The organism is Allobosea sp. GW822-FHT05A11, from assembly GCF_058800455.1.
Genome location: NZ_JBXAMI010000006.1, coordinates 194,842 through 220,734 on the forward strand (window position 1 = coordinate 194,842; position 25,893 = coordinate 220,734).

At 61.2% G+C, this 25,893-nt stretch carries 26 protein-coding genes; 11 read left to right on the forward strand and 15 right to left on the reverse strand.

Features of this window, described 5'->3' with window-relative positions:
• The first annotated feature begins 116 nt into the window (after positions 1-116).
• Positions 117-2,555, forward strand: a complete 2,439-nt coding sequence (gene gyrB, locus AC1RLU_RS20615) for a DNA topoisomerase (ATP-hydrolyzing) subunit B (RefSeq protein ID WP_492797903.1) — start codon at positions 117-119, stop codon at positions 2,553-2,555.
• A gap of 589 nt (positions 2,556-3,144) precedes the next feature.
• On the opposite strand, the gene AC1RLU_RS20620 is transcribed toward gyrB, so the two are convergent.
• The 4 genes from AC1RLU_RS20620 to AC1RLU_RS20635 are packed head-to-tail and all read right to left on the reverse strand — an operon-like array spanning position 3,145 to position 8,341.
• The gene (locus AC1RLU_RS20620) at positions 3,145-6,081 is read right to left on the reverse strand and encodes a TniQ family protein (protein ID WP_492797905.1); all 2,937 of its coding nucleotides are present in this window, start codon (positions 6,079-6,081) and stop codon (positions 3,145-3,147) included.
• 19 nt (positions 6,082-6,100) lie between these two features.
• On the reverse strand, positions 6,101-6,865 hold the full coding sequence (locus tag AC1RLU_RS20625; RefSeq protein WP_492797907.1) for a hypothetical protein: 765 nt from the start codon (positions 6,863-6,865) through the stop codon (positions 6,101-6,103).
• Complete coding sequence (locus tag AC1RLU_RS20630) at positions 6,813-8,168, reverse strand: TniB family NTP-binding protein (protein WP_492797909.1); 1,356 nt, start codon at positions 8,166-8,168, stop codon at positions 6,813-6,815. The genes AC1RLU_RS20625 and AC1RLU_RS20630 overlap by 53 nt, the downstream gene beginning before the upstream one ends.
• An 11-nt stretch (positions 8,169-8,179) precedes the next feature.
• Positions 8,180-8,341 carry a hypothetical protein gene (locus tag AC1RLU_RS20635; protein WP_492797910.1) on the reverse strand — a complete coding sequence of 54 codons (162 nt, stop codon included), beginning with the start codon at positions 8,339-8,341 and terminating at the stop codon, positions 8,180-8,182.
• 97 nt (positions 8,342-8,438) lie between these two features.
• On the opposite strand from AC1RLU_RS20635, the gene AC1RLU_RS20640 reads away from it, so the two are divergent.
• Positions 8,439-9,104, forward strand: coding sequence for a DNA-binding protein (locus tag AC1RLU_RS20640; RefSeq protein WP_492798217.1), 666 nt, complete (start codon positions 8,439-8,441; stop codon positions 9,102-9,104).
• A gap of 44 nt (positions 9,105-9,148) precedes the next feature.
• Here the strand turns inward: AC1RLU_RS20640 and AC1RLU_RS20645 are convergent, their stop codons facing one another.
• Together AC1RLU_RS20645 and AC1RLU_RS20650 are read right to left on the reverse strand one after the other, a co-directional pair.
• Positions 9,149-9,559 carry an antitoxin Xre/MbcA/ParS toxin-binding domain-containing protein gene (locus AC1RLU_RS20645; RefSeq protein WP_492797911.1) on the reverse strand — a complete coding sequence of 137 codons (411 nt, stop codon included), beginning with the start codon at positions 9,557-9,559 and terminating at the stop codon, positions 9,149-9,151.
• 337 nt (positions 9,560-9,896) lie between these two features.
• A complete protein-coding gene (locus tag AC1RLU_RS20650; protein WP_492797913.1) occupies positions 9,897-10,316 on the reverse strand; it encodes an MOSC domain-containing protein in 420 nt (139 codons plus the stop codon).
• Positions 10,317-10,781: 465 nt separating this feature from the next.
• Here AC1RLU_RS20650 and htpG point away from each other — a divergent pair, with 465 nt between their 5' ends.
• The 6 genes from htpG to AC1RLU_RS20680 all read left to right on the forward strand — a co-directional run bounded on the left by htpG (position 10,782) and on the right by AC1RLU_RS20680 (position 15,933).
• Positions 10,782-12,665 carry a molecular chaperone HtpG gene (htpG, locus tag AC1RLU_RS20655; protein WP_492797914.1) on the forward strand — a complete coding sequence of 628 codons (1,884 nt, stop codon included), beginning with the start codon at positions 10,782-10,784 and terminating at the stop codon, positions 12,663-12,665.
• 199 nt (positions 12,666-12,864) lie between these two features.
• Positions 12,865-13,266: a PRC-barrel domain-containing protein gene (locus tag AC1RLU_RS20660; RefSeq protein WP_492797916.1), complete on the forward strand. Its 402-nt coding sequence runs from the start codon at positions 12,865-12,867 to the stop codon at positions 13,264-13,266.
• 40 nt (positions 13,267-13,306) lie between these two features.
• A complete protein-coding gene (locus AC1RLU_RS20665) occupies positions 13,307-13,510 on the forward strand; it encodes a CsbD family protein (protein ID WP_061966307.1) in 204 nt (67 codons plus the stop codon).
• 773 nt (positions 13,511-14,283) lie between these two features.
• Positions 14,284-14,583, forward strand: a complete 300-nt coding sequence (locus tag AC1RLU_RS20670) for a hypothetical protein (protein WP_492797918.1) — start codon at positions 14,284-14,286, stop codon at positions 14,581-14,583.
• Entirely contained in the window at positions 14,567-14,917 is a 351-nt protein-coding gene (locus tag AC1RLU_RS20675) for a hypothetical protein (protein ID WP_492797920.1), read from the forward strand. Before AC1RLU_RS20670 ends, AC1RLU_RS20675 begins: the two co-directional genes overlap by 17 nt.
• Before the next feature lie 827 nt (positions 14,918-15,744).
• A complete protein-coding gene (locus AC1RLU_RS20680) occupies positions 15,745-15,933 on the forward strand; it encodes a hypothetical protein (RefSeq protein ID WP_492797922.1) in 189 nt (62 codons plus the stop codon).
• Positions 15,934-16,284: 351 nt separating this feature from the next.
• On the opposite strand, the gene AC1RLU_RS20685 is transcribed toward AC1RLU_RS20680, so the two are convergent.
• The 8 genes from AC1RLU_RS20685 to AC1RLU_RS20720 all read right to left on the reverse strand — a co-directional run bounded on the left by AC1RLU_RS20685 (position 16,285) and on the right by AC1RLU_RS20720 (position 23,524).
• Positions 16,285-16,845 carry a hypothetical protein gene (locus AC1RLU_RS20685; protein ID WP_492797924.1) on the reverse strand — a complete coding sequence of 187 codons (561 nt, stop codon included), beginning with the start codon at positions 16,843-16,845 and terminating at the stop codon, positions 16,285-16,287.
• Between the two features lie 395 nt (positions 16,846-17,240).
• Entirely contained in the window at positions 17,241-17,495 is a 255-nt protein-coding gene (locus tag AC1RLU_RS20690; RefSeq protein ID WP_492797925.1) for a hypothetical protein, read from the reverse strand.
• 1,145 nt (positions 17,496-18,640) lie between these two features.
• On the reverse strand, positions 18,641-19,195 hold the full coding sequence (locus AC1RLU_RS20695) for a lipocalin family protein (RefSeq protein ID WP_492797926.1): 555 nt from the start codon (positions 19,193-19,195) through the stop codon (positions 18,641-18,643).
• 116 nt (positions 19,196-19,311) lie between these two features.
• Complete coding sequence (locus AC1RLU_RS20700; protein WP_492797927.1) at positions 19,312-19,935, reverse strand: SH3 domain-containing protein; 624 nt, start codon at positions 19,933-19,935, stop codon at positions 19,312-19,314.
• A 60-nt stretch (positions 19,936-19,995) separates the two neighbouring features.
• A complete protein-coding gene (locus tag AC1RLU_RS20705) occupies positions 19,996-20,439 on the reverse strand; it encodes an acyloxyacyl hydrolase (RefSeq protein WP_492797929.1) in 444 nt (147 codons plus the stop codon).
• 737 nt (positions 20,440-21,176) lie between these two features.
• Positions 21,177-22,430 carry a phospholipase D-like domain-containing protein gene (locus AC1RLU_RS20710; protein WP_492797930.1) on the reverse strand — a complete coding sequence of 418 codons (1,254 nt, stop codon included), beginning with the start codon at positions 22,428-22,430 and terminating at the stop codon, positions 21,177-21,179.
• A gap of 222 nt (positions 22,431-22,652) precedes the next feature.
• On the reverse strand, positions 22,653-22,862 hold the full coding sequence (locus tag AC1RLU_RS20715) for a cold-shock protein (protein ID WP_492797931.1): 210 nt from the start codon (positions 22,860-22,862) through the stop codon (positions 22,653-22,655).
• A 455-nt stretch (positions 22,863-23,317) separates the two neighbouring features.
• Positions 23,318-23,524: a hypothetical protein gene (locus tag AC1RLU_RS20720; protein ID WP_492797933.1), complete on the reverse strand. Its 207-nt coding sequence runs from the start codon at positions 23,522-23,524 to the stop codon at positions 23,318-23,320.
• A 366-nt stretch (positions 23,525-23,890) separates the two neighbouring features.
• Here AC1RLU_RS20720 and AC1RLU_RS20725 point away from each other — a divergent pair, with 366 nt between their 5' ends.
• From AC1RLU_RS20725 to AC1RLU_RS20735, 3 genes are all read left to right on the forward strand, one after another.
• The gene (locus AC1RLU_RS20725) at positions 23,891-24,103 is read left to right on the forward strand and encodes a DUF2934 domain-containing protein (protein WP_492797935.1); all 213 of its coding nucleotides are present in this window, start codon (positions 23,891-23,893) and stop codon (positions 24,101-24,103) included.
• Positions 24,104-24,231: 128 nt separating this feature from the next.
• Positions 24,232-24,651, forward strand: coding sequence for a phosphatase PAP2 family protein (locus AC1RLU_RS20730; RefSeq protein WP_492797936.1), 420 nt, complete (start codon positions 24,232-24,234; stop codon positions 24,649-24,651).
• A gap of 292 nt (positions 24,652-24,943) precedes the next feature.
• Positions 24,944-25,177 carry a hypothetical protein gene (locus AC1RLU_RS20735; protein ID WP_492797937.1) on the forward strand — a complete coding sequence of 78 codons (234 nt, stop codon included), beginning with the start codon at positions 24,944-24,946 and terminating at the stop codon, positions 25,175-25,177.
• Positions 25,178-25,241: 64 nt separating this feature from the next.
• Here the strand turns inward: AC1RLU_RS20735 and AC1RLU_RS20740 are convergent, their stop codons facing one another.
• Entirely contained in the window at positions 25,242-25,844 is a 603-nt protein-coding gene (locus tag AC1RLU_RS20740) for a hypothetical protein (protein ID WP_492798218.1), read from the reverse strand.
• Positions 25,845-25,893: the final 49 nt, after the last annotated feature.

Sequence of the window (25,893 nt, forward strand, 5' to 3'; positions counted from 1 at the left end):
GGCCTCTCTACGCGCACGCACGCGTAGGCGCGTGAAAAAGCCATCGTCTCACCCTATATTGTCGTTTCGAATCAGGATCATCGCGGGCGCTCGCTCGCCCGCTCAGGAACCACTTCATGACCGATGCCGCCCTCAGCGCCCAGCCCGACGACTACGGCGCCGATTCCATCAAGGTTCTCAAGGGCCTGGACGCGGTGCGCAAGCGGCCCGGCATGTATATCGGCGACACCGATGACGGCTCGGGCCTGCATCACATGGTCTACGAGGTCGTCGACAACGCGATCGACGAGGCGCTTGCCGGCCATGCCGACCTCGTCACGGTGACGCTGAATGCCGAGGGTTCGGTCACCGTGACCGACAATGGCCGCGGCATCCCGACCGATATCCACAGCGAGGAAGGCATCTCGGCGGCCGAGGTCATCATGACCCAGCTCCATGCCGGCGGTAAGTTCGACCAGAACTCCTACAAGGTCTCTGGCGGTCTGCACGGCGTCGGCGTCTCCGTCGTCAACGCGCTCTCGGTCTCGCTGAAGCTGCGCATCTGGCGCGGCGGCCACGAGCACTACATGGAATTCCGCCATGGCGACGCGGTCGCGCCGCTCGCCGTCGTCGGCCCGCAGGGCGACAAGCGCGGCACCGAGGTGACCTTCCTGCCCTCGCAGGAGACCTTCACCATGGTGGAGTTCGACTACAAGACGCTGGAGCACCGCCTGCGCGAGCTCGCCTTCCTGAACTCGGGCGTGCGCATCGTCCTGACCGATGCGCGCCATGCCGAGGTGGTGCGCGAGGAGCTGATGTACGATGGCGGCGTAGAGGCCTTCGTGCGCTATCTCGACCGCGCCAAGTCCTCCGTGATCGAGAAGCCGATCATGCTGACCTCGGAGAAGGACGGCATCACCGTCGATGTCGCGCTGTGGTGGAACGACAGCTACCACGAGAACGTGCTCTGCTTCACCAACAACATCCCGCAGCGCGACGGCGGCACCCATCTCGCCGGCTTCCGCGCCGCGCTGACGCGCCAGATCACCGGCTATGCCGAAAGCTCGGGCATCTCCAAGAAGGAGAAGGTCTCGCTCACCGGCGACGATTGCCGCGAAGGCCTGACCGCGATCGTCTCGGTCAAGGTGCCCGACCCGAAATTCTCGTCGCAGACCAAGGACAAGCTGGTCTCGTCGGAGGTTCGCCCGGTCGTCGAGAACGTCGTCAACCAGGCGCTGTCGGAGTGGCTCGAGGAGCATCCGGGCGAGGCCAAGACCATCGTCGGCAAGGTGGCGGAAGCCGCGGCCGCCCGTGAGGCCGCCCGCAAGGCCCGCGACCTCACCCGCCGCAAGGGCGCGCTCGATATCGCGTCGCTGCCCGGCAAGCTCGCGGATTGCCAGGAGCGCGATCCCGCCAAGTCCGAACTCTTCATCGTCGAGGGTGACTCGGCCGGTGGCTCCGCCAAGCAGGGCCGCGCCCGCGAATACCAGGCCGTGCTGCCGCTGCGCGGCAAAATCCTCAACGTCGAGCGGGCGCGCTTCGACAAGATGCTCTCGTCGGACCAGGTCGGCACGCTGATCACGGCGCTGGGCGCCGGCATCGGCCGGGCGGACGCCGAGCAGGGCGGCTTCAACCTGGCGAAGCTGCGCTACCACAAGATCATCATCATGACCGACGCCGACGTCGACGGCGCCCATATCCGCACGCTGCTGCTGACCTTCTTCTACCGGCAGATGCCGGAATTGATCGATGCCGGCCATCTCTTCATCGCCCAGCCGCCGCTCTACAAGGCGGCCCGCGGCAAGAGCCATGTCTATCTCAAGGACGAGCGGGCGCTGGAGCAGTATCTGGTCGACTCCACCCTCGACGGCGCGACTTTCCGCACCAGCGAGGGCGTCGAGCGCGGCGGCGCGGATCTCCGCGCCCTGATCGAGGAAGCCCGCAACGTCCGCAATGCGCTCGCTCAGCTGCATTCGCGCTACGACCGTCGCATCGTCGAGCAGATGGCGATCGCCGGTGTGCTGCATCCGATCAGCGAGGATGACGAAGCGAAGGCCAACGAAGCGGCCGCCACTATCGCGCGCCGGCTCGATGCGATCTCGGACGAGCTGGAGCGCGGCTGGGAGGGCAAGGTCAGCGAGGGCGGCTTCGTGTTCTCGCGGATGATCCGCGGCGTGAAGCAGGCGGCGACGATCGATGCAGGCCTGCTCGCCAGCGCCGAGGCCCGCAAACTCGATGCCGCCGCAACCTCCCTCCAGGAAGCCTATGCCAAGCCGGGCGTGCTGGCACGCAAGGGCGACGACTTCACCGTCAACGGCCCGAGCGACCTGTTCGACGCGGTCTCGGCCATCGGCAAGAAGGGCGTCTCGCTGCAGCGTTACAAAGGCCTGGGCGAGATGAACCCCGACCAGCTCTGGGAGACGACGCTCGATCGCGACGTGCGCTCGCTGCTGCGCGTCAAGAACGACCAGAACGACGAGGCCGACGATCTTTTCGTCAAGCTGATGGGCGATGTCGTCGAGCCGCGGCGCGAGTTCATTCAGACCAACGCGCTGAACGCGACGGTCGACATCTGATCGTCGCGACGACTGTAGGGGCACCCTAAAGTTTGACTCCCAGGCCGGGTATCCAGACTCAAATAACGTTGATCATCGACTCAGATCGATGTTGGGCGTTGTGGAGCACGGACCCTTTGGCGAATGCGCGAGTGCCCCGGGCTGATCGGGTATCGCCCGCTCCGGCGCGGCGATCCTCAATCACTGGCTTGTCGTCGGGTGTTCGCAAGATCTAGTCTGACGGCACTACCGGCAGCGCGGTTAGATGGCGGTAGTGCCCGTAGTGCCTGCTGAGATGGTCAGCCACCGCTAGCGTGCAGGATGGTCCAACTGACACATGTTGTCGGTAGTGCCGTCTCGATCAAAATTGATCAATGGACTTTGAATTGACTGATCGGCCGCCTCAATCGCCGGAACGGACAAAACCGGCCCTCAAAGGGCCGGTCTCGGTTGCGCTCACCCAGAAAGGCGAACGCAGCCAGGCCGATTTGGCCGACGCTAGCAGGCAGCGTGTGCGCGAACTTCGAGCGCAGGCTCGGAAGCAAAAGCGCAGCAAGAAGGCGCCCTGACAATCGAGAGGAACTTTGGATCGCTCCTCCAACCTCACTCGTTAAGGCTGCGGGCCGACGGTCCTGGCGAGTCCGCCAAGCGCCTCAATAGCCCGCTCCCGATCATAGATGTAGCCACCAATCTGCTTATACGGGACCACTGGCGCGACGCCCAACCGCGCCAGAGCGGCTACTGCCGTCATAGCGCCCTTCTTTCCGATGAATTCCGACGCCTCGGTTGCCAAAATGTAAGCGCGTTCGAACCGCTCGATCTCTTCGACCGTGAAAACGAAGCACCGCTTCCTTTCTTCGCCACTCAAAAGGCCGGCTTTGACAACGCGCGATAGGAATGGAGGCCCTAGTCTCAGTCTTTCAGCCGCTTCGAGCGAAGTCAGAACCGGAATCTCCGCGATCTTCGCCTGCCTTTCCTCTTCGGCCTGCCGTTCGATCTCGAATTGACGGACCGCTTCGACAAACTCGACGCGGTCAAAAATCTGGATCCTTCCCGCTGGAGGGGCGAAAACCGGCACCAACCCGAGCCGCTTGGCGAACCAAATCGGTGCCATGCCCGGATTTTTTGTGTTTGCCTCAAGCGCCTCGGCCAAGTCCTTCCCACAAAGATAGCGCTCGCGGAAAGCGGCAACCTCGCTCACGGAAAAATAGTACTGCCCGCTCACTCGAACCGCCGAGATCAGGCCCTGCTTTTGGATCAGCGTGACTGTATCGCGATTTACGCCCATGATCTCCATAATCTGGGTCGCGATGAGGTGCTCCTCGGCGTTGAAAATGAAGCGCGCCGGCTCCTCCTCCACCACGGAAAGCAGGCGTTCGATTACCGCGACCGTGGACTCTCGCTCCCAAAGGTAGCTGCAATAGTCTGGCGGTCCTGCCACGAGCTTCTCGTCTCGCAGCGCATGAACGGCCTTTTGAGGACTGCACCCCAGGAGCTCGCCCGCCTCGATCGTTGATATGTAGCGGGAATTGAAGGCGGCAACGTCCTCCTCGCTTAACCGGCGCCCCCTAGCGCTGAGTTCACTCGCGAGTATGCCCGAAGCCATCAATTCCATGCCGAACGGGTTTGACAGTCTCAGTTGAGCGATAGCGTGCTTTGCAGTCACCCATCCGCCGGCGGAGTACGTCTCTGATTTGTGTTCCGATTCGGACCAGCCGCGGATGGCTTCCTCGGCTTCCGCACGGTGGTAGACGAAGCTGTTTTTGAAATCTCGGCCGCCTAGCGACTTGATCCCGATCATTTTCAGCAGCTGATCAGCGGATTGCCAGCCCTGCAGTCCGAAGGTCTCTGCCAGTTTGGCTGACGTCGTGTAGAGCTCGTTGAAACGGTCAACGTCCTGCCTCGATACGTCGTAGCGATTGCCAGTTTTTACTGCCGGCAGATATCCAGCATCGCGAACCTCCTTCGCTACAGCCGGCGACAGACCTATTTCAGCGCTCGCCTCGAGGAACGTGAGCATGTCGCCACGGTCCTTCTGAAGCGCGGTCCTGATGTCGGCGACGCAGACTTTCAGTTGTGCGAGCCCGTCGGCGTCCTCGTCGACGGCGCATACCGCAAGATGGCCCCGCAGAATCAAACCTACCACACGAGTTAGACTCTTCGACGCGGCGAAGCTGGCCTCGATTATCGACAAAGATGGACTCTGACTCGGGACCAATGTCTGTGCCAGCTTCTCGATGAAGGCATCGACCGTCTCTGGCGAAATTCGCCACAGCGCGGATCCGGCGCTACCCTCGACCCTCGGGTTGTCCGACGCGATGCCGTCCAAGTGCCCCGCATCCAGCAATCGCTTCATGCTGGTTACCTCGACGCCGAGACGAGACGCGGTCTCTTCGAGGTTGAGCCATTTGTCCTTCTGCTCGCGGATAATTTCGACGGCTTGCTCGGAAAGCGTTATCGGAGCTCCCTTCCATCGCTTCCGCGGCTCAATGAAGCCCTTTTCGATCGCCACCCGTCGGACCCACTCGACGTTCGTGCCGATCATCTGCGCTGCTTTCGACAGACTGATCCCCGAGCCGTTCACGGGCGCGATGCGAAACGCTCTTCCGATACCGGCGGAAGCCATATCCCGCTCGATCGCCTTGGTGAGATGGCCCCTTACGACGCCTTCGGGAAGCCCAAAAGCCCACTTGTCGAAGCCACCGTAAGCCTTTTCCTTACCCGTGCCCCGTACGGAATGGGCGCCCTCCCGCAAACCAGCAACTAGACCGGGAGCGGCGGTTGCAATATCTTCGACTACAGATAGGCCGATGCCGCACGCTTGGCTGGATGCCCCTCGGCTATCGCCGTGCTGCTTGACGAAGCTTCGCTCGGTTGCGGCGTATCCCAGTACCTCCATTGTCTCGATTGCCCAATGCAAGGGCATGTCGTCGAGGGCGGGGACACTGATGCGCGGCCCGCCTCCCAGGCGCCCTATGACGTACGTGGAAGACCGGACCTCCTGAACGTCAGCGGGAACGCACTCAAAACGGCTGATCTCGTGGTTGTTGGGGCAACGATCAATCGTTCCGCGACCCGGGTCGAACGGCTCCGAGCATTGCGGGCAGCGCGAAATGAGACGGCAGTAGTGAACTGGACAGGCGGTGACCGCGGCCACGTCCCACCACGTGCGGTGCCATGCTCGCGGCAGCCGGCGCTTATGGGGTTCGGCTGCCTGCTTGTCCTCGGCGTAACATGCCGGGCAAGCGCGCCGGACACCAAGTGACGCCCACTGCGTACCCCGCTTAAGCGTCTCCCCTCGAAGGGTGACGATATCGCGATCATCAGTGGCTGTGTCATGCGCGAGGCTGACCGTATCCGAGCGACCTGCGCTCCCGATCGTCGCCAGCGAAGACCGCATATGCAGGCGATATGATTCCAAGCCGAGGTTTGCCGCCAAGGTCGCAACGCGCTTTACGCCATTGGCTTGAGCTACACGCATCAAATAGGCGTAGGCCGGCTCTCCATCCTGGCGAATGGGATGAACGGCGACGTAATTGATCCTCATGATGATGACCCCAGGTCAGTCAATGTTCGGTAGCGCGCTCGGCGCCGGATTGGAGGTGTTGCCACCTGGCCAGTGCCGCCTCGGCATCAGATCGGCGATAGATTGCCTGCCGAGCTAGCTCGACCGGCAAAATGGGAGTCAGACCCACCTTCCTGAGCTGCTTGGTCGCTGCGCTTGCCGAGCCAAAGCCGCCCTTGGGGGCGAGGCCCTGCGACGTGACGTGATCGTCGACGAACTTCTGCAATTCATCCCGCCGAACCAGGAGACTGTTTCGATGACGGGTTGCGTCGAGGAGATTATGATCCCGCAACGCCTTTGCGGTTTCGCCCTTGATGCCGATTTGGTCGGCAGCGACCGAGATCGGCACAAATTCGTCGGTTAGGTGCTGGCCAATCGCTTTCGAGAGGTCGCATCGGTCAATCAGGAACGCCTGAAGACCCGGCGCGCTGCCGTCGTAGCCCCTGATCGCTAGTTTTTCAGACAGCACGAGCTGGACGGCCTTGCTCGTAGCGAACCGCAAGGTTGCAGCGGCTTTCGGGAGCGGGGTGAGTTCCTCACCGCCGGGTTGGATCTTGGCAGCCAGGTCGTCAAGGAGCCTGCGGACCGACTGCACCGAGAACAGGGCGACGTTGAATCTGAGCTCGCGGCGCTGCTCGGCCGCCACGACGGGATCGACCAGCCCAGCATCGGCGATCGCGCGGGCGGCAGCTGACGACACACCCAGAGCAACTTCAAGCTCCGTCGCGTTGAAGCACTCTGCAACCATTTCCTTGAGCTGATCCACGAAAGCACGGGAGACCTTTGCGCTTTCGCCCTGTCGGAGCCTGGCGGTAGGCAAGATGCCCTGCGCCTCGCAGAATCGCCGAAATCGCTCTGCCCCCATGCCGCATTCTGCAGCGGCCTCGGTCAGGGGGATGTGCTTGGAGCTCGCTATCACAATGCCGGCGATGCTGGTGTTGGATTTGAAGGTGACCTGATCCGAAGCCTGCGCGTGAGCTACGACACCAGCCCGCAATGCGTCGGTGATCGCGGATTGCGGCTCGTCCATCAGCCACTCGTAAAATTCGCCGTAGGCCTTCAGGAGGCCCCACCGCCAAGGGCGCTGGGCAGACATGCCGACGAGTCCGTCCAGAACGACCGGCAGCCGCTCGGGCACCGGCGAGCTTGAAGAGGTCTGCAACGCGGCCAACTTCTCCATCCGTCGCATGGATCATGCGCTCGGGATAATCATGGAGGTGGAGATCGAGTTTTTGCTCGAAACCCAGCCTTTTCTCGAAATTTTGCAGCAGCAGGGCCATATGGTCTCGCCGCTTATTGTCGAGGCGTCGAACCTCAACGATCGGCGTCCTACGACGAAGTTCGGGGTATTCCTCGACAAACTTCGCCGCCTTGACTCCCGCCAGAACGATGGAGACCGGCCATTCTTTGTCGACCAGCATTTCTTTGAGCTTCATGGCGATCTGAGCGCGCTCATGGCTCTTGGGGTTTGAGAAGACGTTGTTGATCTCGTCGATGATGACGACCATGACTCCCTGAGCCGCGAGCTGAATACGGATCACATCCCAGATATCTTCGGCGTCGAGCCGGATTCCCTTGGTGATTTTGGACTCACCGTCACCAGTTTCCTCAGCCAGCGCCACCCCAACACCTATGCGGCGAAGCATCCGCACGCCGAGCTTGCGTAGGTCGCAGGCAGCCGGAATCTCCACCTTGAGCAGAGGCCGCAAAGGCCCCTCCTCAGTTTCGATAATCTCAAGACATTTGTGACGGCTGAGGCGCCGCAGAATGTGCGTCTTGCCCGCACCCGTGGGACCATCGACTGCGAACGCCTTGCCCTCTTCCTCTTCGCCCAAGCCGGCGATGATCTGATCGAATAGATCGCGCGATTGCACCCAAGTCCCCGTCGGAACCTCAATCATGCGCATCCGCCGAAACCACTCCGCCGCTTTCTCGCGTCCGGCGGAGTGATGCCTGCTTTTCATCGTCGCCGCTATTTGAGCGTGTCGGCCGCTTTTTTTGGCTCGCTGCTCAAAGTCCGGCGCCTTCGAATAGGCGTCGTCCGGGTTGATTTTGACCGCAACGTTCATCGGAGTTTCCCTCAGTCGTCGGACATCTCGAAGTGCGAGAGGTCGTCGTAGTCCTTGGTTTCTTCTGGCAGTGCCTCGTCGGCGCCCCTGTCGATCAGCGCCGCTGCGGGAGGCGGCAGCTTTCCCGCGGAGTTGAGGTGCTCCCCGGCCAAGGCTATGGCCTCACGGATCACTCGCTCCTGGTGCTGACTTTCCTCGCTGATGGCAGCGGCCTCCCGCAGCGTCTCCTCGCGGTGAACCTCTGGATCGCGCTCGTCTAAAGGAACGCCAATCGGCGAACATCTCGCATCCTGGAAAGCCGAGCGAGCTTATCAGCCAACCCTGGAGAGCGCTGGGCTACCCGAAGCGGTTCAGCGGCAGTTGGTGATACTCGGCGAGGTCCTCTGGGAACATTCAATGAGAGAAGCTCATGCCGCGTTTGAAGCCGATCGCGCGCGCGTAAACGAAATTAAGGCTGGAGAGGAGCGGTTACGCGACGAGGGTCTGACCTTGGCCGACTTGGCCGAATCTCGCATAGCGGCGGCCGAGCATCGTGCAGAGCAACTGGCTTGCGAGCTCGCCCTAGCACGCGAGCAAATCAAAGGCCTTACTCGTAAGCGAAAGGCCATGAATGCCACCGGTGCTGGAGCGGCTGCCGCCCGTCAGGACGAGCGGAAAAGCTCCGGCGAAATCTGGGATAAAGTCATGGTGCAAATCCACGCCTGGATGGAACGGATGACCAACTCCGGGAACAGCGATGGAAAGTTCAAGGCGCCAGAGTTGCTCGCAGCACTGCCGAAATCTCTGGTCCGTGAAGCTGTGAGACACGGTGAGGTCCTAGACGCCCCGACGCTAACCAGCCGAATGACCACCCGCGCTAAGCACAGCAAGTTCTTCATTAGGGAGGTCGAAACCGGGACGTTCGCGCTACTGCCTGGCTATCGCAGCGCTGGGTAACAGGTAACGGGTATCAGGCGGCGTTACCCGTTACCGACGCTCCCTCACCACGCTCCGCGCTCTGCGTCGAGATATGATCGCATCCTGGCGAGCGCGAAAATGCTACCCTCCGCCATCATCTCGGCAGGCGAGCAGCCATTGAAATTTTCATTCGGCTTGCTCACCCAGTCGTAGGCGCGTTGAGCGTCGCTGAATACAATGCGCAGTGCCTTGTGGATCCCCATCAGCAGGGATAGGCGCGTCGCGAGATCCCTGGTGATCCGGGGATGATGTCCTGATTTCCAGCGGGCATGAGTTCTTGGCGAGATACCGCCGAGAATTTCTCGGGCCTTTGCATCGCCGAGGTTCCATTTTGCGAACAGCTCGATGACTGCCCGAGCCGCTGCGGAAGCCTCCTCAGCCGTGATCTGCGGGATTTGAGGATTGGAAGCCGTGCGAGGGATTTCAATCATCATCGAACCGACCCGTTGTCCCCACGAGGCTATACCATCCGGCGTTCAAGCTGCAATCGAGCGAGACTTTGCCGTCATTGTTGCCGCCCAGTAAAAATAAGCCCGCCGTCTGGGAAACGGCGGGCCTCTGACTTCTGTCAGGACTTGGCGGCTCCGGCCATCGCCGGGGAACTGGTTTTGCCCTCCTGTCGGTTGCGGCCGGTACATCCGCGGCAACGCATCCAACTGGAGAGCATTCGGTGCCGTGACGCACCGCGCGGACAACGAGACAGTGGTCAGTTTGGTTCCAACAAGGCCACGCGCTCAAAAATCGCGAAACAGCCCACTCAGCACGTGCTTATTAGATCTGAATGACCGACAACTCGTCGGGCGACAGCCGGGAGAGGGTGTCGCCGACCCTTGCCTCGCCGCCCAGAATGATGCGCGCGGTGATCCCGCCAAGACCCCGCACGGCGTTGTATCCGCCCACGCCCAGTATCTCTTCCATTCGAGAGCACGGATGACACTCGCCCGTCGTCTCCAAAATGGCGGAGCCCAACTTGAAGCGCTTCTCTTTGAGAGCAAACAGGTTGATACCCCGGGTAACGATATTGCGCCGCAAATCCGCGGGAAAGATCTGATCGCGGCCTAAATGACTGGCGATAGCCGCCAAATGCTCAGCCTGGATCAAAGTGACCTGCCGGCTGCCGGCCGGTCGAGTGTAACGATCGCCGATGACCCCTCTCTCAACATCGAGGTTTGCGGTCTCGATCGCCAGCATGGGCTCTCGGCGGCTGGGGCGGACACCAATCCAAACAACCTGTCCCGATCTCACCTGTGCGTTCAAAAGCTTCGTGAGCGAGGATTAAGGGTTAAAGGGCACGGTCGGTATCTGGCCAATTTGTTCAACGGGCGATTAGTCGCTGGAAGATATCCCTGGCTACGCCGAATACGCGTTCACGGAGTTCGGGACGTGTAGCGAGCATCCAACCAGCGGCGCCAGCCAAGATCAATCTGATCATATCAACCCTCTGCAATTTGCGCCTCGCGGCGCATCCCGAGAGTTTGTAACGCTCCTCGGCCGCGTTGGTTCTCTGCTCGACAGAGCGCGCCGGTTCAGGGCGGCGGCAGTCCGACTCCAACGCTCCAACAATCGCCCGCGTCTTGCTCGGCTGCCACTTTCGCCGCCCGGACACAGAACCTAAGTTCGGGTCACTCATCGCCTGAAGCTACTTGGACCGCACCAATGACCTCCGCGACCACTGAGCACCGCAGTTTCGAAGCCGACGTCTCCCGCCTCCTCCACATGATGGTGCATTCGGTCTATTCCGACCGGGATGTCTTCCTGCGGGAGCTGATCTCGAACGCGGCGGATGCCTGCGAGAAGCTGCGCTACCAGGCAATCGCCCATCCGGACCTCCTCGGCGACGCCCCGAGGCTTGCCATAACGATTTCTGCCGACCCAGAGGCGGGAAGTCTCGCCATTGCCGATAACGGCATCGGGATGAGCCGCGACGAGATGATCGAAGCGCTCGGCACGATCGCTCGCTCGGGGACGCGCAGCTTCATGGAGCGGGTCGCAGCAGCGGAGGGCAAGGAAGGCGCGCAGCTTATCGGCCAGTTCGGCGTCGGCTTCTACTCAGCCTTCATGGTCGCCGGCGAGGTCGAGGTCGTCAGCCGTCGTGCTGGGAGCCAGGAGGCCTGGACATGGTCGTCGAACGGCCGGGGCGAATTCACGGTCGCGCCGTCCGCCCTGGAGGATGCGCCGGCTCGCGGCACGAGGGTGACGCTGCGCTTGCTGGACGATGCGAAAACCTATGCCGAACGCTGGACACTGGAGCGGATTGTCAAAGAGCAATCCGGCCACGTTCCAGTCCCGATCGCCTTGATAGCGGAGCCGGGAGCGGAGGAGGCCACGCTGGCAGACGGTGCGGCGCTTTGGACCAAGCCAAAGACGCAGATCTCAAAGGAAGAATATGCCGACTTTTATCGCAGCGTGGCAGGGCAGTATGACGAGCCCGCCGCTACGATCCACTTCCGTGCGGAAGGCCTCCATGAATATACCGCGCTCGCCTTCGTGCCTGGGAGTCGGCCATTCGATCTCTTCGATGCCGATCGCAAGGGGCGGATCAAGCTCTATGTGAAGCGTGTCTTCATCACCGATGAAGCCGAATTGCTGCCGCGGTATCTGCGCTTCATCCGTGGCATCGTCGATACCGCGGACCTGCCGCTCAACGTCTCCCGCGAGATGATTCAGGACAGCCCGCTTCTGGCTGCGATCAAGAAAGGCGTTACCAATCGGGTGCTGTCCGAACTGACCAAGCTCGCCGAGCAGGATCCGGAAGCCTTCACGAAAATCTGGGAGAATTTTGGCTCGGTTATCAAGGAAGGTCTCTACGAGGATTACGAGCGCCGGACACAGTTGCTCGCTCTCGCGCGGTTCCGAACCACGGCGTCCAGGGACGGCCTGCGAAGTCTTAAGGACTACGTCGGTGCGCTCAAGGACAACCAGACGGCAATCTACTACATCGCCGGCGACGATGCCGGGAGGATTGCGAACTCGCCGCAGCTGGAAGGCTTCCGCGCACGCGGGATCGAGGTCCTGCTGCTCTCCGATCCCGTCGACAGCTTCTGGGCCTCGGCGGCGCCCGAGTTCGTAGGGAAGCCGCTCAAGTCGGTGACGCAAGGATCGGCTGATCTCGGCCTCATTCCTCTCCTTGATGGTGTTGAGCCTCCCCCACCCGAAACCGACGATGCGATCGCATCGCTACTCGCTTCGATGAAGGAGACGTTGGCCGGCGAGGTCGCGGACGTCCGCGCCTCTGATCGATTGACCGATAGCGCGGTTTGCCTCGTTGCCTCGGACCAGGGGCCTGATCGTCAATTCGAACGCTTGCTCAGCGCCGCCGGCCGCATCGATAGCGCGGCCAAGCCGATCCTCGAGGTCAACACCCGCCACAAGATGGTCGCGGTGCTCGCAAGTGTAAAAGACGAAACGGTTCGCGCGGATGTCGCTCATCTGCTCCTCGACACCGCGCGCGTCCTAGACGGGGAACGCCCCGCCGATCCCAGCAGCTTCGCTGAGCGTCTTGGCCGCCTGATTTCGAGGAGTCTCGGCGTGGGCTCATGATCGTCGTGGAAAGCTCGCTGGAACCGTAAACGGCTCAAACTCGTTTGGTGAGTATTCTCCTGTCTCGCCCCGACAGATCGAACTCACCCGCTAGCGGCAGCGCTGGCGGGTTTTTTGTTGTCCGATGTTTTCGGAAGGAACATTGGCGTCCGGGCTCGGTTGTGGAGACGGCTGGGAAATACGTCTGGAGAATTCTAAAATGCGTAAAATGCTCGTCGCTCTCGCTGTTACTTCGACGATCTTCGTAGGTGGCGCCGCCTATGCTCAGACCGCGACGACTACTGCGCGCGAAATCTATATCAAGGCGCAGCCGACGGACGTTCTCAGCAGCAATCTCATTGGCTTGAACGTTGAGAATAACGCCAAGGACAACGTCGGTGAGATCAAGGATCTTGTCGTTTCAAATGGAAGCCTGTCGGGGCTGATCCTGTCGGTGGGCGGCTTCCTCGGTATCGGCGAGCGCTACGTCGTTGTCGCCCCGTCTGCTGTGAAGGTCGTCTACTCCGAGAACGACAAGAAGTGGTCCGCGACCATGGACACGACCAAGGAAGCCCTGAAGGCCGCGCCGGAGTTCAAGTACGAAGGCCGCTGGAAGCGCTAACGCGCCGTTTGCCCGCAACTCGAAACTGATGGAGGTCCCGATGGACTGGAATCGCGTCGAAGGAAACTGGAAGCAGCTCAAGGGCAAGGTCAAGGAGCAGTGGGGCAAGCTGACCGATGACGATCTCGACGTCATCGCCGGCAAGCGCGATCAGCTCGAAGGCAAGATCCAGGAGCGTTACGGCATCGAGAAGGACAAGGTGAAGACTGACGTCGACACCTGGTACAATCGCCAGACATGGTGATCACCGACGGCTGAGCCCCTCGCTGCCCAGCGTGTGCTCGCCGCGTGAGGAAGCCCGGTCCTTTCCAGTGGGGCCGGGCTTTCGCGTGGGAAACGCCCGTCTCGTGTTGAGAACCGAGATTATGAAAGCCCAGGCTCACTCAAGGTTAAGCCGGCACGAACTGATTTATAACCGGAACATGGTGGCTGCTGTGCTCCCATTTCGCGGAGCGCGCCAAACCTCTGCGGATTACAGCCGGGCCGCAAAGATCGGGGTGTCGCCGATAGCCCGCTTATTGAGTGAGGTTGGCGTGCAGGCAAGCCACTCCGGCTCCATCAAATGACACAGACGCTCGCTCGCAAGCGACTAAAGTCACAAAGCAGTTGTCTCCATGCCTTTTTTGGAAATGACCGCTGGCGGCGCGCATTGACGCCGCCTAGGCGGAGACACGTTATGCTCGCTGGGAAAGGCAATTTGATCCTACGCGATGGCCGCAGGATTGCGGTCTCATATCAGTTTGGAAGCAACTACGACGATACGCGGGCGGGGTATTTGCTCTGCAACACCTCTGATGTCGATCCAGCCCTGCTGCACGATCGATTGCGTGTGCTGTGTGAAGATGGCACGAACGTTTTTGTTGCGGTTATGCATTCAAGCGACCGATATCTGGCGGTTACGGGCCGCGTTTGCTTGGCGGCCTAGCCTCACTCAAATCGTCTAAATCGTGATCGTTCTCATGAGAGGGAACTTGCTCTACGGCGGCGCGTTCAAAGCGGTCTCATGCAGGAACGATAATGGTTCAAACCTTGACCGTGTGCCGGAGCGACCCTGACTGGATTGTCCGCGATGTCACGGGTGAGGCATACGGTCGATCGCCTGATATTCGAAACGTCTACGACGCAGCGCAACAGATGGCGCGCCGCATCGGTGCTCACATTGAGTTTTCGCGTGAAGCTGAAGCCCACTATCGAGCGGTGATGGCCGGCCAGTCGGTTGGCACGTTGGCCAAGGACGATCCTAAATCCACGGGCCGCTTTCGCGCTCTGATAGCGCGGCTAGCCGGAAGGCTCGGGGGACATGAAGCCGACCGTTGAAGCCTATACAGTCGCATTGCCGTGGTACGAGCGCGAGGATTATCAACGCCTATGGGAACTCGCCCACGACCGCGACGAGATGCCGGGCGACTATGAGGTTTGGCACGCCGCTGCAGTCGACGTCATGAATGCCTGGCTCGCGCGTGGGCGAGCCCTTCAGATTGTCACCGTCAGGCCGGATGAGTTTCTTGCCTGGTTGGAGGCGGAAGGGCTTCCCAATTCTGCCGTCGCTCGGTTGAAATACGTTGAAGGGAAGGCGTCAAGCGCCGGTAGTAAGACCGGCGGAATAGGTGTTGCCATCGATCCAAGTGGACTACCGGGCTCCACAAGCTGACACCGGGAACACCTCCGTACACCGCATCATTGGCGGGATTTGCCCGCCACAAAGCTTGACTGCGTACAGCTGAAGGCGGAACGCCGGTCCACTACGAGGGACAATGGTACTTCCGGATCGAGCCCACCCGTCAAATGCTAACGCGGGGCGAAGAGTAATGTGCTCTGTTTCGCAGTATGAAAACGACATTAGAGCGAGCGTTTGAACTGGCGCGCTCTGGAAAATTCGCCAGCATGAAAGAGCTACAGCGAAGCCTCACCGCGGAGGGGTATGCTCAGCAACAGCTTACTGGTCCCGCGCTCTTCGAGCAACTTCGCAAGCTGATGAAGGCTTCCAGGCCGCCAAGCGACAAGGCCTGATCGATTGGGCGAGGACTCGCTCCGGCTGCGGCTGACATGGCCGGGCGAAGATGAAAACGAATTCTCGTGCTTGATCGACAGGCGAACATCATCGGCAGAATCTACAGAGAGGTTGCGACCTCACAGGGTCGTTGGCTGTTCTCGTCGGGCCTGGCAATCTCCCCGCGACGCGCTCACTTCTACGTCGAAAGCCTTGAAGTAGCGAAAGTGCGCTTTAAGGAGCTATAGCCGCAGTATCGAACGCAGTGAACGAAGAGCGACTAGAGGATGCGCGGGCTCAGCAGCGGACGACAGGGGGCTCCGGGCACGAAAGCCCTCCAGTCCGCTTCCATGGCCATGGAAGCGAAAATCAAATTTCAGGCTGAATACGAGGACGCCCTCAACGAAGAGACGTGCAACTAGGCCTCGGTGCGGGGAACAGTCAGCTTGGCAGACCGTTCACCTAAGGGGGGCACCGAGGAGGCTCCGATGCGCGACGGTCAAGGCAACAAACTATCCCCGGAAGAGCAGCAAAAGGTGCGCTCGATCCAAGGCGCTCCAGACGAAAAGTCAGTCAGCGGCATTTCCATCGACCCGAACGGCGGCAAGGACACCGGCGAAGCAGACAAACCAAACGTAAAGCCGCGTGAGAAGCCCGCGGCAGGTCGGGGCGAATAGGGCGGCAGGTTCACTACCTGTTATGTGCCGCGTAGTTGTCGCTCCTGAAATCGCCGGATCGCTCGATGAGCAAGGTCGGTCGGCTCGTCCGACCGTTCAATCGCGAGCGACACGACCACGTAAACCATCCGGATGCGTTGCCTCTCTCGGTCCCTAGACGGAATAGTGCCTTCGACGTAGCTCCAAGCGATTTCCGTCGCTTTCTCTGCTCGTGCAATTTCCTGCGTGTCTTCTAGGATGGCAAACGGATTAGGATTGGGCATCGATAGCCTTCCGCGTCACAAACTCGCGCAGTCAGGACGCGCGCAGGCAAGAAAGGTTCCTTTTGCCGTGGCGGTTGAAGATGCGGAGCTAAATTTCGTTATGCGGAGTTCGCTTCTTCAGAGCTGCTTCGGATACTGTGGTGACCGCATAGATCGAGCCGTCGGCAGCCCTAGCGAATTTGATCTCGCTTGCATCCAGCATAATCTGTCGGGCGCCCATGCCGAGAAAGCCGCCGACCTCTACGACGACACGTAGCGATGTGCCCGCGCCGTGGATTTGCTCCACTCTTCCAACTTTGATGTCCGCAGGATCGTAGACAGGGGCGCCATCGAGCTGGCCGCCGGACGAGTTCGACTGCGCCGAAGGTGTTTCATCGATGGTCGCCATCTTGCTTAGACGATTCAGTTCGCTGGTAATCGGGTTGTAAGGGCTACGAGAGCGCTCGACGATGTCGGTGCTCTTCCGTTCACCAATTTGCCCTTCCCCGACAACGCGCTCACGGTCGTCGGTGCCTTTGATCAAATACTGTGGTTGACCGCCCAGCCTCGTCGGAAGCAATGCCGTAATCTCGTAAAGGCCGACGGCATCCTGATCATGGAAGCCAAATGCCAGCCGCACACGTTCGCCCGCTTGATAGTGATGTGGCATGGGGAACTCCTCAATTGTCTTCGGAGCCGTGAATACCTTAGCAGTTTAAAGCGCCAGCCGGTTGTCATTTGACATGGGAACTGGGCTATCGCGGTAGCGCCATCAAAGCGAGCCTGACTGCCGAAGGCTCCCCCTATTGACTTGGATTGGCCTTGTGCGGTGGCTCCGCGCCAGACCGCATGTCTCCAGAATTTTGGAGCGAGTAGGAGAAGTGGCCTTCAGCGGCACAAAAAAATGCCCTGCCATATTGGAGATGACAGGGCGCAGTGCGTGCTTGGTAGTCGAGATTGTATAAACTGGCACATGTTAATCCGGTTCCCTCATGATTATGCTGATCAGGCGGATGCCACACGCCGAGCCGATAAAGCTGGCGGCCTGAGGCTGAGCGCGAACGCCTAAGGAACCGCCCGAATTGCGCCGGCCGCAGCTATCAGCTTCTCAAGGTCGGGGCCGTTTACGGCGATGTCCCCCTGGTTCCCGTAGATATGAAGGTCGGGAAGCGGCTCGTGCTTGCCTGCCTCCGTGATGAAGTTCAGTCCGCCGTGCACCGTGTCGAATTTTTGCGACGGCGTATCAGTTCCCCAAAAATGGATTGTGCAGGCCATGCTACCCAGCACGCCAAGAATCTCAGTCGCTTCCTCGATCGTCATCGGGCTGGCTCCGGACGCGCTATAGAGCAGCGCCCTCGGAGAACGGTTGCCGTGCCCGGCTGTTCCTCAGCGGTTCTGTATAATAGCTGAAGTTCCTCATCATCGGCGCCGCGGCCGGCCGCTCGGCATCGTTCCTCTGCGCCAGGACCGCGGGCGCTTTGTCTCAACCTGCCTCCAAGCCAGCCCGGCGCGTTGGGTGGCGAACTATTTGCCACGCGTCGGAACTCAAGAAGCACAAGCTGGTTTGTAAGCCGCTATCGTCGTTGCACCCATCGACGACAGCGGTGGACCCTCTGCGAAGATGACCACCAGAAGCGAGCCGGCGTAACTTCCCCCAGCCGGCCGGCTCGCTTCTTCGGCCCCGATCGGGGAGCGAGCCGCCGATATACCGGTAGCTGTCTACGGCTGGCGCGAAATTCGGTAGTGCTCGTCCTCGCGGCAGAGCAAAGGGCCTGGAGGCCCACAAACCCCGTCGGAGATCCCGGCGGGGTTTTGTTTGCCGAAGGAACTTGGTCTTGCGTCAACGGTTCGTCAGTCGCCGTTCGCTAGGGCCCGCGAACGGTAATGCATGAGGCCACGATGCCGCTGTTCTCGTTCAAGGAACCCGATGACCTCTCCCGCGCACAGGGTGCGCTCGAAGCCACTTGGCGCTTCTGAAGCCATTGCTCGATGAGCCCGATCTGGAACGCTAGCATGCCCGGCTCATCTTCATTATTGCGTCGCTGGTGCCAACGAACCATGACGAGCAGGAACTGATCGAGCGTTGCTTGGAACGCTATTGGCAGCCCTGACAGCCAGCCGCGACGTGGTCATACTCATGGCGGAACAATGGCGAGCCTCAGCTTGTTGCTTCTCCATCGTCAGGTAGGAGGCAACAATGAGATTGCTTGAGATTAGCGTCGTTCTGGCCTGTGCATCGGCTTTCGGCTTTTACATCACCGATCCGCAGGAATGATCCGATGGACGACCCGCTCGTCGTTGCTGCGGGGATGAGGGCGATAGCTGCAATCGCCTGATTCGCTTCGCGCCGCTGGCTGCTGTAGTGCTGCGACAGGGCGCGGCGTAGAAGGTATTCCCGGCTTGTAGGCCACGGCCGCGTCGCCGCGAATTTGCCCGACTCGGCACTTCCGGTTGCCCCTTTTTATCTAGCGGCGCGGTTGCTCGGGAAATTCGAGCTTGCTGACGTCATACCCCAGCGCGGCCGCCCGCGCGACCAACTGGTAGCGCTGCGCCGGATTGATCCGCGGGTCGCGCGTGAAGATATACAGATCGCGCAGAGTCGGATCGGCCGATATGAACCAGCTGTAGTCGTTCGCCCGGTCCAGCACCCAGTAGTCGCGCTGTACCGGCACGACGCCGTAAAGCTTATAGTCGACTCTGAGTTTGGCATTAAAGCCGGGATCAAGAATGGTGCCCGGCCCGCCGACCGTCTTGAGCTCGCCGCGCGGGCTGCCCATCCGACAGGAATCGAGAACGTGTATGCCGTCTGCGCGTTCAGGCCGATACTCCGTCGCGCCGGCGACACAGCCATCGGTGATCGCCATGGGGCGCCGGGCAATCTCATGCCAGGTCCCCGTATAGAAGCGCTGAACGTCGACCCGCTTCCGCGGCTCTGGGGCCCTCTGCGCGTCAGACATTGAGTTTCCCGCGCAGCCGGCAAGTGAAATTGTGGCGACGGCGGCAAGCAGGATCGATTTCATGGCTGTCTTCCTGGCGACGGGCAGCCGTTCTCCAGGCGCCTCCCGAGTATTACGCTTGAGGGCGCCGCGCGGATCCCTCTCGCCGGCCCGCCTGAGACAAGATCAGCTGTAGGTGGTCAACTGTGCCGAGCAGATCGTGATGGGCGGAGAGCCGCCGGACGCGGCTCCGGGTACAATCCAGCCCCCGCCCGATCGGCTTGTCCTCGAGAGTGTATCGTCACCTCTACGCTTCCCGCTCGGCAAGCGTGAATGGCGGCAACATGAACGCTGGGTTCGCCATCCCCGCTCGGGAAGCAGATTGAAACGGGCACATCAGGTGACGGAATGGCTCGCAGGCCGTCGCCAGATTGAATGTGGAAATCGAGCCGCGATCTGTGCACCCAGCCTCGGCCTCGATGCCATTTGCCCAGCTTCCGCTTCTCGTCAGCTGTCTCGATGTCATCGACGTTGCCATTCTCAATCAGGAAGAAGCCATCCTTGGTCGCAATGACGTCCACCTGCGCGCCCTCGTTCGGGCTTTGCAGGCGCTTGCTTGCAGTCGGCAATGTGCCAACAACGGTTGCCCGAGCAGAAGGCGCCGATCGCACATTTGTCTTGCCATCGCCATCGACGATGAATGCGTGGAACTTACAGGCTTGAGCTCCCGCGGGGAGCGGCGCCTGCTGGGCGCTCACTGGTCCTGCGGTGATGCAGAGCATGGCTCCGAAGATGAGTGCGGCTACGCTCGACGCATTATCCATTGCCATCTCCGCCTTGGCGCTGTGATACGAAGCCTAGCGACGAATGGTGACGAACCCGGTCTAGAAGGTATAGCCGACGCGGACGCCGTAGTTAGTCAGGCCTTGGTTGGCATGACAGAGATTGGCGTTCGAGATGTGCTCGACGGTCGCCATGATCGACCAATTTTCGTTGAAGCGGTAGCCGACCGAGCCGGTCCCTCGGATCAAAGGCGAGCAGCCGAGGCTCAGTCGATCCGGCACACGGAAGCGCCCGGTCTCCCCGGTGTGGAAGGCCGTTCCAACGCCGGCCTCGACGAAGACCTTGGACGTGAGGTCGTAGGTCCAGGTGAAACCGGCGTAAAACTGGCTCGTATCGCCGGCTGTGTTGATCGTGGTGCCAAGGTGGAGCCGCGGCACAAGAAAAGCCATGAGCGGGTCGGCCGGCGTTAGCGGCTTCGAGAATAGCACCTCGCCGTTGATGTCGATTGATCCATCCTCGCGAGTCCCAACGGCATGGGCGAACACCCCTCCGCGAATCTCGGAGATTAGCGAACGGGCTACGACGGGCGGGGCATATGCGAGAGGGTTGGCGAGGTCAGCCGCGCTCGCTTCCCAAGTAGCGCCAATCAGGAGACACAGGGCGAAGGCAAGGCAAGTCAGCGCACGGCACATAGCAGCGTTCCCAGCGATTCCCCCGCTACAGGTTATCGGGGGCGGATTATTAGGAAATCGCTAACCATATTCGCGTCGTAAAATTTGCCGGCTGTGGCGCCGCCGCCTCAAGTTGTCTTTAAGCGCTCCAAGATCGCGTAGCCGCGATCAACCGTCATTCGACGAGTTGACATCCTCGGGCCTGAGCCCTTGGTCTGCCGGTGCCGGCAACGCCTTCCGAAGCGCCTCGTTGATCCGATCCTGCCAGCCTGGCCCTTCCATCCTTGAAATTGGCCAAGACATCGCTGTCGATCCGGAGCTTGACCATCTCCTCCCCGCCCGACAGGACAACTGGTCTCGCTCTGGACTGAGCAGGTCGTCACGCAGCTTCAGTAGTCATAAACCCGGCCGCTCTCTCGCAGGCCAACGCACTTTCGATCGGGCTCCGCCCCCAGGTTGGTCATCGAGCCTTGTATGCCGGGAGACTGCGGTCGCGGCGCTGCCGTGCCCACGCTTGGAATTCACGCCGAGCTCCTCGCTTCAATGAGGACGATTGCCATCCTACATTCTGCCGCTCCTGACGGCCGCCAACATGTCGCCAAGGAGGCGGATCATATCTGTGACCGGGCCAAGCTCGACACCCAGTCCGAGAACTTCTCGTCTGCTGATCGATTTTGCCATTCAAGGAGCGTGTAGGGCCGAGAGGCTGCAGCATCCCGATCGAACACGGTCGTCTGCGTTCGGGCGAAGTCCTGATCGAACAAGTTGACGTTGGCCTCGTCGTTGAGCCGCAGCGCGCGGTCGTCGATATTCGTCGAGCCCACCGAGGCCCAGACGTCGTCGACGACCACGAGCTTGCAGTGGAAAAAGGTCGGCTGGTACTCGCTGATCTTTACGCCGGCTTCGAGCAGATCGCCCCAAAGGTGCCGCGATGCCTTTCTGACCACGCGCGCATCGGTCTGGGGACCGGGCACGATAATCTGGATGTCCACACCGCGCTTGCGCGCTTCCAGCAGCTGTTGGCGCGTGAGTTTGTCCGGAACGAAATACGGCGTCGCGATCCGGATGCTCTTCTTCGCTGAAGCGAGCGCCGTCATCAGCATCAGATGCATGACGTTGCGTTGGTGGGTCGAGCTGACGACGACCTGCGCGGCACGCTCGCCTATCGGCACAATATCCGGAAAATAGCGATCGCCGAGCAGGAGTTCGCCGGTAGCCTCGATCCAGTGCTCGGCGAAGGCCGCCTGGAACTCAGCCACGGCCGGCCCCTCCACGCGATAGTGATTGTCCCGCCACTCACTTGGTGAGCGAGCATCACCGTTCCATTCATCCGCAATGCCGACGCCACCGGTGAAGCCAACGCGGCCGTCCACGACCAGGAGCTTGCGGTGGGTTCGGTTGTTGACGCGGTCGAGCGTGTACCAGGTAACGGGGCGGAACCGCACGACCTCGACACCCGCCCCTTGCATGCGTTTGATCAGCGCTTCGTCCATGGGGAGGCTGCCGACCCAGTCGAGCAGCACTTTCACGCTCAGCCCCTCGCGGGCTTTAGCGGAGAGAGCATCCGCGAACTTTACCGCGATGTCGCCGCGCCAGTAGATGTAGGTTTCGAAACTGATTGTTTGCCGGGCTTCACGGATGGCGCCCAGCATCGAGGGAAAGATCTGGTTGCCGTTGACGAGCGTCTCGACCTTGTTGCCGGGGATATAGTTCGACCCAAAAAGGGCGCCCATCGACGTCTTCAGCTGGCGATCGGACGAAGCCAGGTGATAGGGAAGCGGCTCCCTCAGCTCTTGGGGCTCAGGCATCAGGTTATAGACGACGAGGCATCCGACCGCACCCGCCAATGCCGACAGGAATCCCACGAGGAGCTGGTTTCGCCAACGGTTCACGGCCGTGAGGCCGCGCAGGAGACGTGCTGATAGCCCATTCTGATTGATGTTCCGCGAGCCTTTTGGCGCGCGCCCTTTTTGTGCTCCCGATCGAAACTGAGAAGGGGGAAGCGGGTCATGAAGGACGGCGCCCGATAAATATGCCCGCCTCCCGATGGAGGCGGGCTGTCTCAGCCGACTAAAGTGGCCGCGACGCTACTCCGCCTTGAGGTTGTCCGCCGACTGCTTGCCCGACCTCTTGTCGGCGACCATCTCGTAGGAAACCTTCTGTCCCTCGTTCAAGCTCCGCAATCCGGCGCGCTCCACCGCGCTGATGTGCACGAAAACGTCGTTGCCGCCGCCGTCGGGGGTGATGAAGCCGTAACCCTTGGTCTCGTTGAACCATTTCACAGTGCCGGTAGCCATACGCATCTCCATAGTGGACCGGCAGGATGCTGGCTCCAGCCCAAGAGCGCAAGCGTTGGCGACCTTGGCGGAACAATCAGAAGCGACACACAGTCTCCCTATCAGATGCAAAATGGAGATAGGCGATGACCAACAGCCAAGACACAGAGGTCCGCGCGGCAAACGCGCGTGCAGACCAGCAGAGTGAAGGTCCGGGTGGGGGGGTGGTCGCGCCGCTGCGGGCAGACAAGCACTCGACGATTGAGCCGGCCGTGGAGACGCCCGTCGAAGGGCGGCAGGGTTTCCTGGGTCGTCCAGTGCTCGCGGTATTGATAGGCGGGCTCCTCCTCGTCGGAGTAGCATGGATTGTCGTTCACTACGCTTCGCGCTAGGTCGACAAAGCAGCAGCCCGCCATCGTTATGGCGGGCCTACAACAACCCGCTGTGTCGCTGGAAGAAGGGTGGGGCTTGCGCCCTCACCACACCAGCGTCGGCAGCAGATATCCGAGGAATGCAAAGACCGACAGAGCCGCGACCAAAATGGTGGCCGCTCGCAGACGGCTCAGCACCAGACGGGATCCGTCTGCCTCGACGAGCAATTTCAGCACGCCACGCAGAGGGGAAAATCGCGGGCCGCCCAATGAAGGTCTCTGGGCAGTTTCGGGGGCTTCTTCCTCGGCCAATTCAATCGTCCTCACTGGTGTCCTGGCGGGGGCCGAATGCTCCGGGAATCGTTCGATCCCTGAAACAGGTCAACTGTCGCCGTTCGGCTCCAGTTCCGGTCTGCTTAGAGGCCAGCGAAAGGGGCGCCGTCCGCCACCGTCGCTCGACAAAGCCGCCGAACGCGAAGCGACGGGCGGCCCCGCGAGCGGGATTAGGCAGTCCCGGCAGATGGCCGTCAGGGACGCGCGAGGTGAAGCGCGATCAGGAAGATCTGGGCAGCACCTGGGGGCGCCGCATTCGCAACCGGTCGGCAAGTCGGCAACGGAGGCGGAACTGTAGGTCCACCGAGGGCGTTTTCCGCCGCGAAGACCCCGGAGACGACACCGATGAACCACGACGGTGACCACGCAGAAATCCGCAGACTGGCCTACCAGATTTGGTTGAAGGAGGGGCAGCCAGACGGGCGAGACCGAGAACACTGGGCCGCAGCAAAAGCTGCGTGGGCCATGCAGAGGCACGGGCTGCACGCTGTAAGCGAGCAGCAAGCCGGTGCCGACCCTGAAAAGCCCATTCGCAAGCCGCGTACGAAAAAGAGCTGAGTCGCCAGTTGGTGCCGCGCATTGCACTGCCAGTGTCTGAGATTGATCGCGCAGTCACGCGAGCCGCCCGTCTGCCTTCGCCGGGTGCGCGTGTCGCGTTCTCACTCGGGTGGGTAGCCGATGCGCGCGTGCTGCTGGGAGGGGGCGCACTTTGGCTTCTGGCGACGCCGGGCCAAAGCGCTGCCCGCAGTGATGCTGTTCGCTTTCTGTCGACTATTGCCGCCACGGCTACTTTGCATCATGCCGTCAAGCAGATCGTCGACCAGATACGGCCAGACCGAGTGATTGGATCCGGGCGATTGAAGACCGGCAGAGCGCTCGACGCGATGCCTTCGGGCCACGCGATGCATGCAGGTGCGATGGCGGCCTTCTTCGCTGACGGCGTGGCTTGTCCCGCGGCTCTGTGGTCAGCTGCTTTGGGTTTGGCGTCAGCCCGGGTGGGCATGCTCGCGCATTGGCCCTCGGGCGTAGCGCTGGGGTTCGTCGGCGGCGTGGTTGTCGAGCGTTGCACCAGGTGGGTTACGCGCTCTCACTCTCGGAAGCCATAACGGCGACGATGCAAGTCGCCGCGATGATAAGCCACGCCAGATCGCCGACCCAAGGAGCGCGCATCGCGGGGGATGCCAGGACCGAGGTGATGCCTACTACGGAGAACAGCGCCGAAAGAAACGAAAGACGCAACATTTTCGCCTCCACTTTGAGCGCATGAACGCTGCTGGAAAACGCTGGTTCCCAGAGCCCGCCAACGAATTTTCGAGCCGCGGCGGATGCTGCTGACGGGCGAGGGGAACTCTGACTGAGGCGGCCGGTTGTGATCCGTCCAGCCTTCGAGGTCTCCGCATGAAATCGCTTCTTCTTCTCGCCGCTTTCTCGATGGGCTGGAACTCGTTCGCCCACGCAGCCGCGCCTCAAGGCGAGGCCGAGGTTCCTGTCCTCCGGGCGGCCGCAATTCCCCTCAAGGTGTGCGCGACCGCGGTGGCGGTGGATCCGCCGATCGAACATCCGCTCGGGTCGCACTCTATGCCGACCAGGGAAATCAACCAGCTCCGTATCGAAACACCTTTGGCTGATTGAAACCGCGAGCTGGCTGCTCATTCGAAGTGTGATCGCCGTCGCTCCTCGCGCCGCCACGGGAGCGCTAGCGAAGCAGTCCCTCAGCATCGAATTCATCCCAGCCGGCTAGGTCCGGCGGGACTTCGTCGTTCGAGCTGCTCACGGCCTTCTGCGCTTTGTCAGGCCGTTTGCCCGGGCGGGTCTGGGCCGCCTTTCCCGCGGCGCGCCGCCTGTTCTCCGCTGCCGCGGCGATATCCTCTTCCCGCCAGATCTCTGTCAGTCCGCTGTCAAGGACATGCTCAATGAAGCGAGGATCGAATACGTGGAATGTGACGGCCTTGGCGCGGCCACGCAGCTTGACCGTTTTGGTCCCCGCACTCTGAAGGCGACCGTCGTCGAGCCATTTGTGGCGCTGGCGAGAAGAGATGGCTAGAATGTCCTCAGCTTCGCTCGGGAGGACAGGCAACGCAGCGATGCCGGCCAATGTCTCGCCGACGATTGCTGAAAGCGCGTCGAATTCCGCCGCGTCGGCGCCCGGCGCATCGAGTGTCACCTTGCCGGCTTCGACCTTCAGGCATTTCCTCCATGCCCAAGGCAGTCGACGCTTGATTTCGCGTTCGATCCCCTTGGCGCGAACCGACGATCCCAAGGTGACGGACGAAGGAAGAGGCCACTCGGCCAGATGCATTGCGGTGCGCTTCACATGATGCTCGGCTCAGGCTTGCTTACCGCGGTTC

Coding starts and splice junctions, on each gene's coding strand:
- AC1RLU_RS20735 (WP_492797937.1), top strand. CDS start 24,944: ATGAAATCGCTTCTTCTTCTCGCCGCTTTCTCGATGGGCTGGAACTCG.
- AC1RLU_RS20670 (WP_492797918.1), top strand. CDS start 14,284: ATGGTTCAAACCTTGACCGTGTGCCGGAGCGACCCTGACTGGATTGTC.
- AC1RLU_RS20685 (WP_492797924.1), bottom strand. CDS start 16,845: ATGCCACATCACTATCAAGCGGGCGAACGTGTGCGGCTGGCATTTGGC.
- gyrB (WP_492797903.1), top strand. CDS start 117: ATGACCGATGCCGCCCTCAGCGCCCAGCCCGACGACTACGGCGCCGAT.
- AC1RLU_RS20665 (WP_061966307.1), top strand. CDS start 13,307: ATGGACTGGAATCGCGTCGAAGGAAACTGGAAGCAGCTCAAGGGCAAG.
- AC1RLU_RS20630 (WP_492797909.1), bottom strand. CDS start 8,168: ATGAACGTTGCGGTCAAAATCAACCCGGACGACGCCTATTCGAAGGCG.
- htpG (WP_492797914.1), top strand. CDS start 10,782: ATGACCTCCGCGACCACTGAGCACCGCAGTTTCGAAGCCGACGTCTCC.
- AC1RLU_RS20660 (WP_492797916.1), top strand. CDS start 12,865: ATGCGTAAAATGCTCGTCGCTCTCGCTGTTACTTCGACGATCTTCGTA.
- AC1RLU_RS20680 (WP_492797922.1), top strand. CDS start 15,745: ATGCGCGACGGTCAAGGCAACAAACTATCCCCGGAAGAGCAGCAAAAG.
- AC1RLU_RS20645 (WP_492797911.1), bottom strand. CDS start 9,559: ATGATGATTGAAATCCCTCGCACGGCTTCCAATCCTCAAATCCCGCAG.
- AC1RLU_RS20695 (WP_492797926.1), bottom strand. CDS start 19,195: ATGAAATCGATCCTGCTTGCCGCCGTCGCCACAATTTCACTTGCCGGC.
- AC1RLU_RS20620 (WP_492797905.1), bottom strand. CDS start 6,081: ATGAGGATCAATTACGTCGCCGTTCATCCCATTCGCCAGGATGGAGAG.
- AC1RLU_RS20650 (WP_492797913.1), bottom strand. CDS start 10,316: ATGCTGGCGATCGAGACCGCAAACCTCGATGTTGAGAGAGGGGTCATC.
- AC1RLU_RS20715 (WP_492797931.1), bottom strand. CDS start 22,862: ATGGCTACCGGCACTGTGAAATGGTTCAACGAGACCAAGGGTTACGGC.
- AC1RLU_RS20690 (WP_492797925.1), bottom strand. CDS start 17,495: ATGACGATCGAGGAAGCGACTGAGATTCTTGGCGTGCTGGGTAGCATG.
- AC1RLU_RS20725 (WP_492797935.1), top strand. CDS start 23,891: ATGAACCACGACGGTGACCACGCAGAAATCCGCAGACTGGCCTACCAG.
- AC1RLU_RS20700 (WP_492797927.1), bottom strand. CDS start 19,935: ATGGATAATGCGTCGAGCGTAGCCGCACTCATCTTCGGAGCCATGCTC.
- AC1RLU_RS20740 (WP_492798218.1), bottom strand. CDS start 25,844: ATGCATCTGGCCGAGTGGCCTCTTCCTTCGTCCGTCACCTTGGGATCG.
- AC1RLU_RS20675 (WP_492797920.1), top strand. CDS start 14,567: ATGAAGCCGACCGTTGAAGCCTATACAGTCGCATTGCCGTGGTACGAG.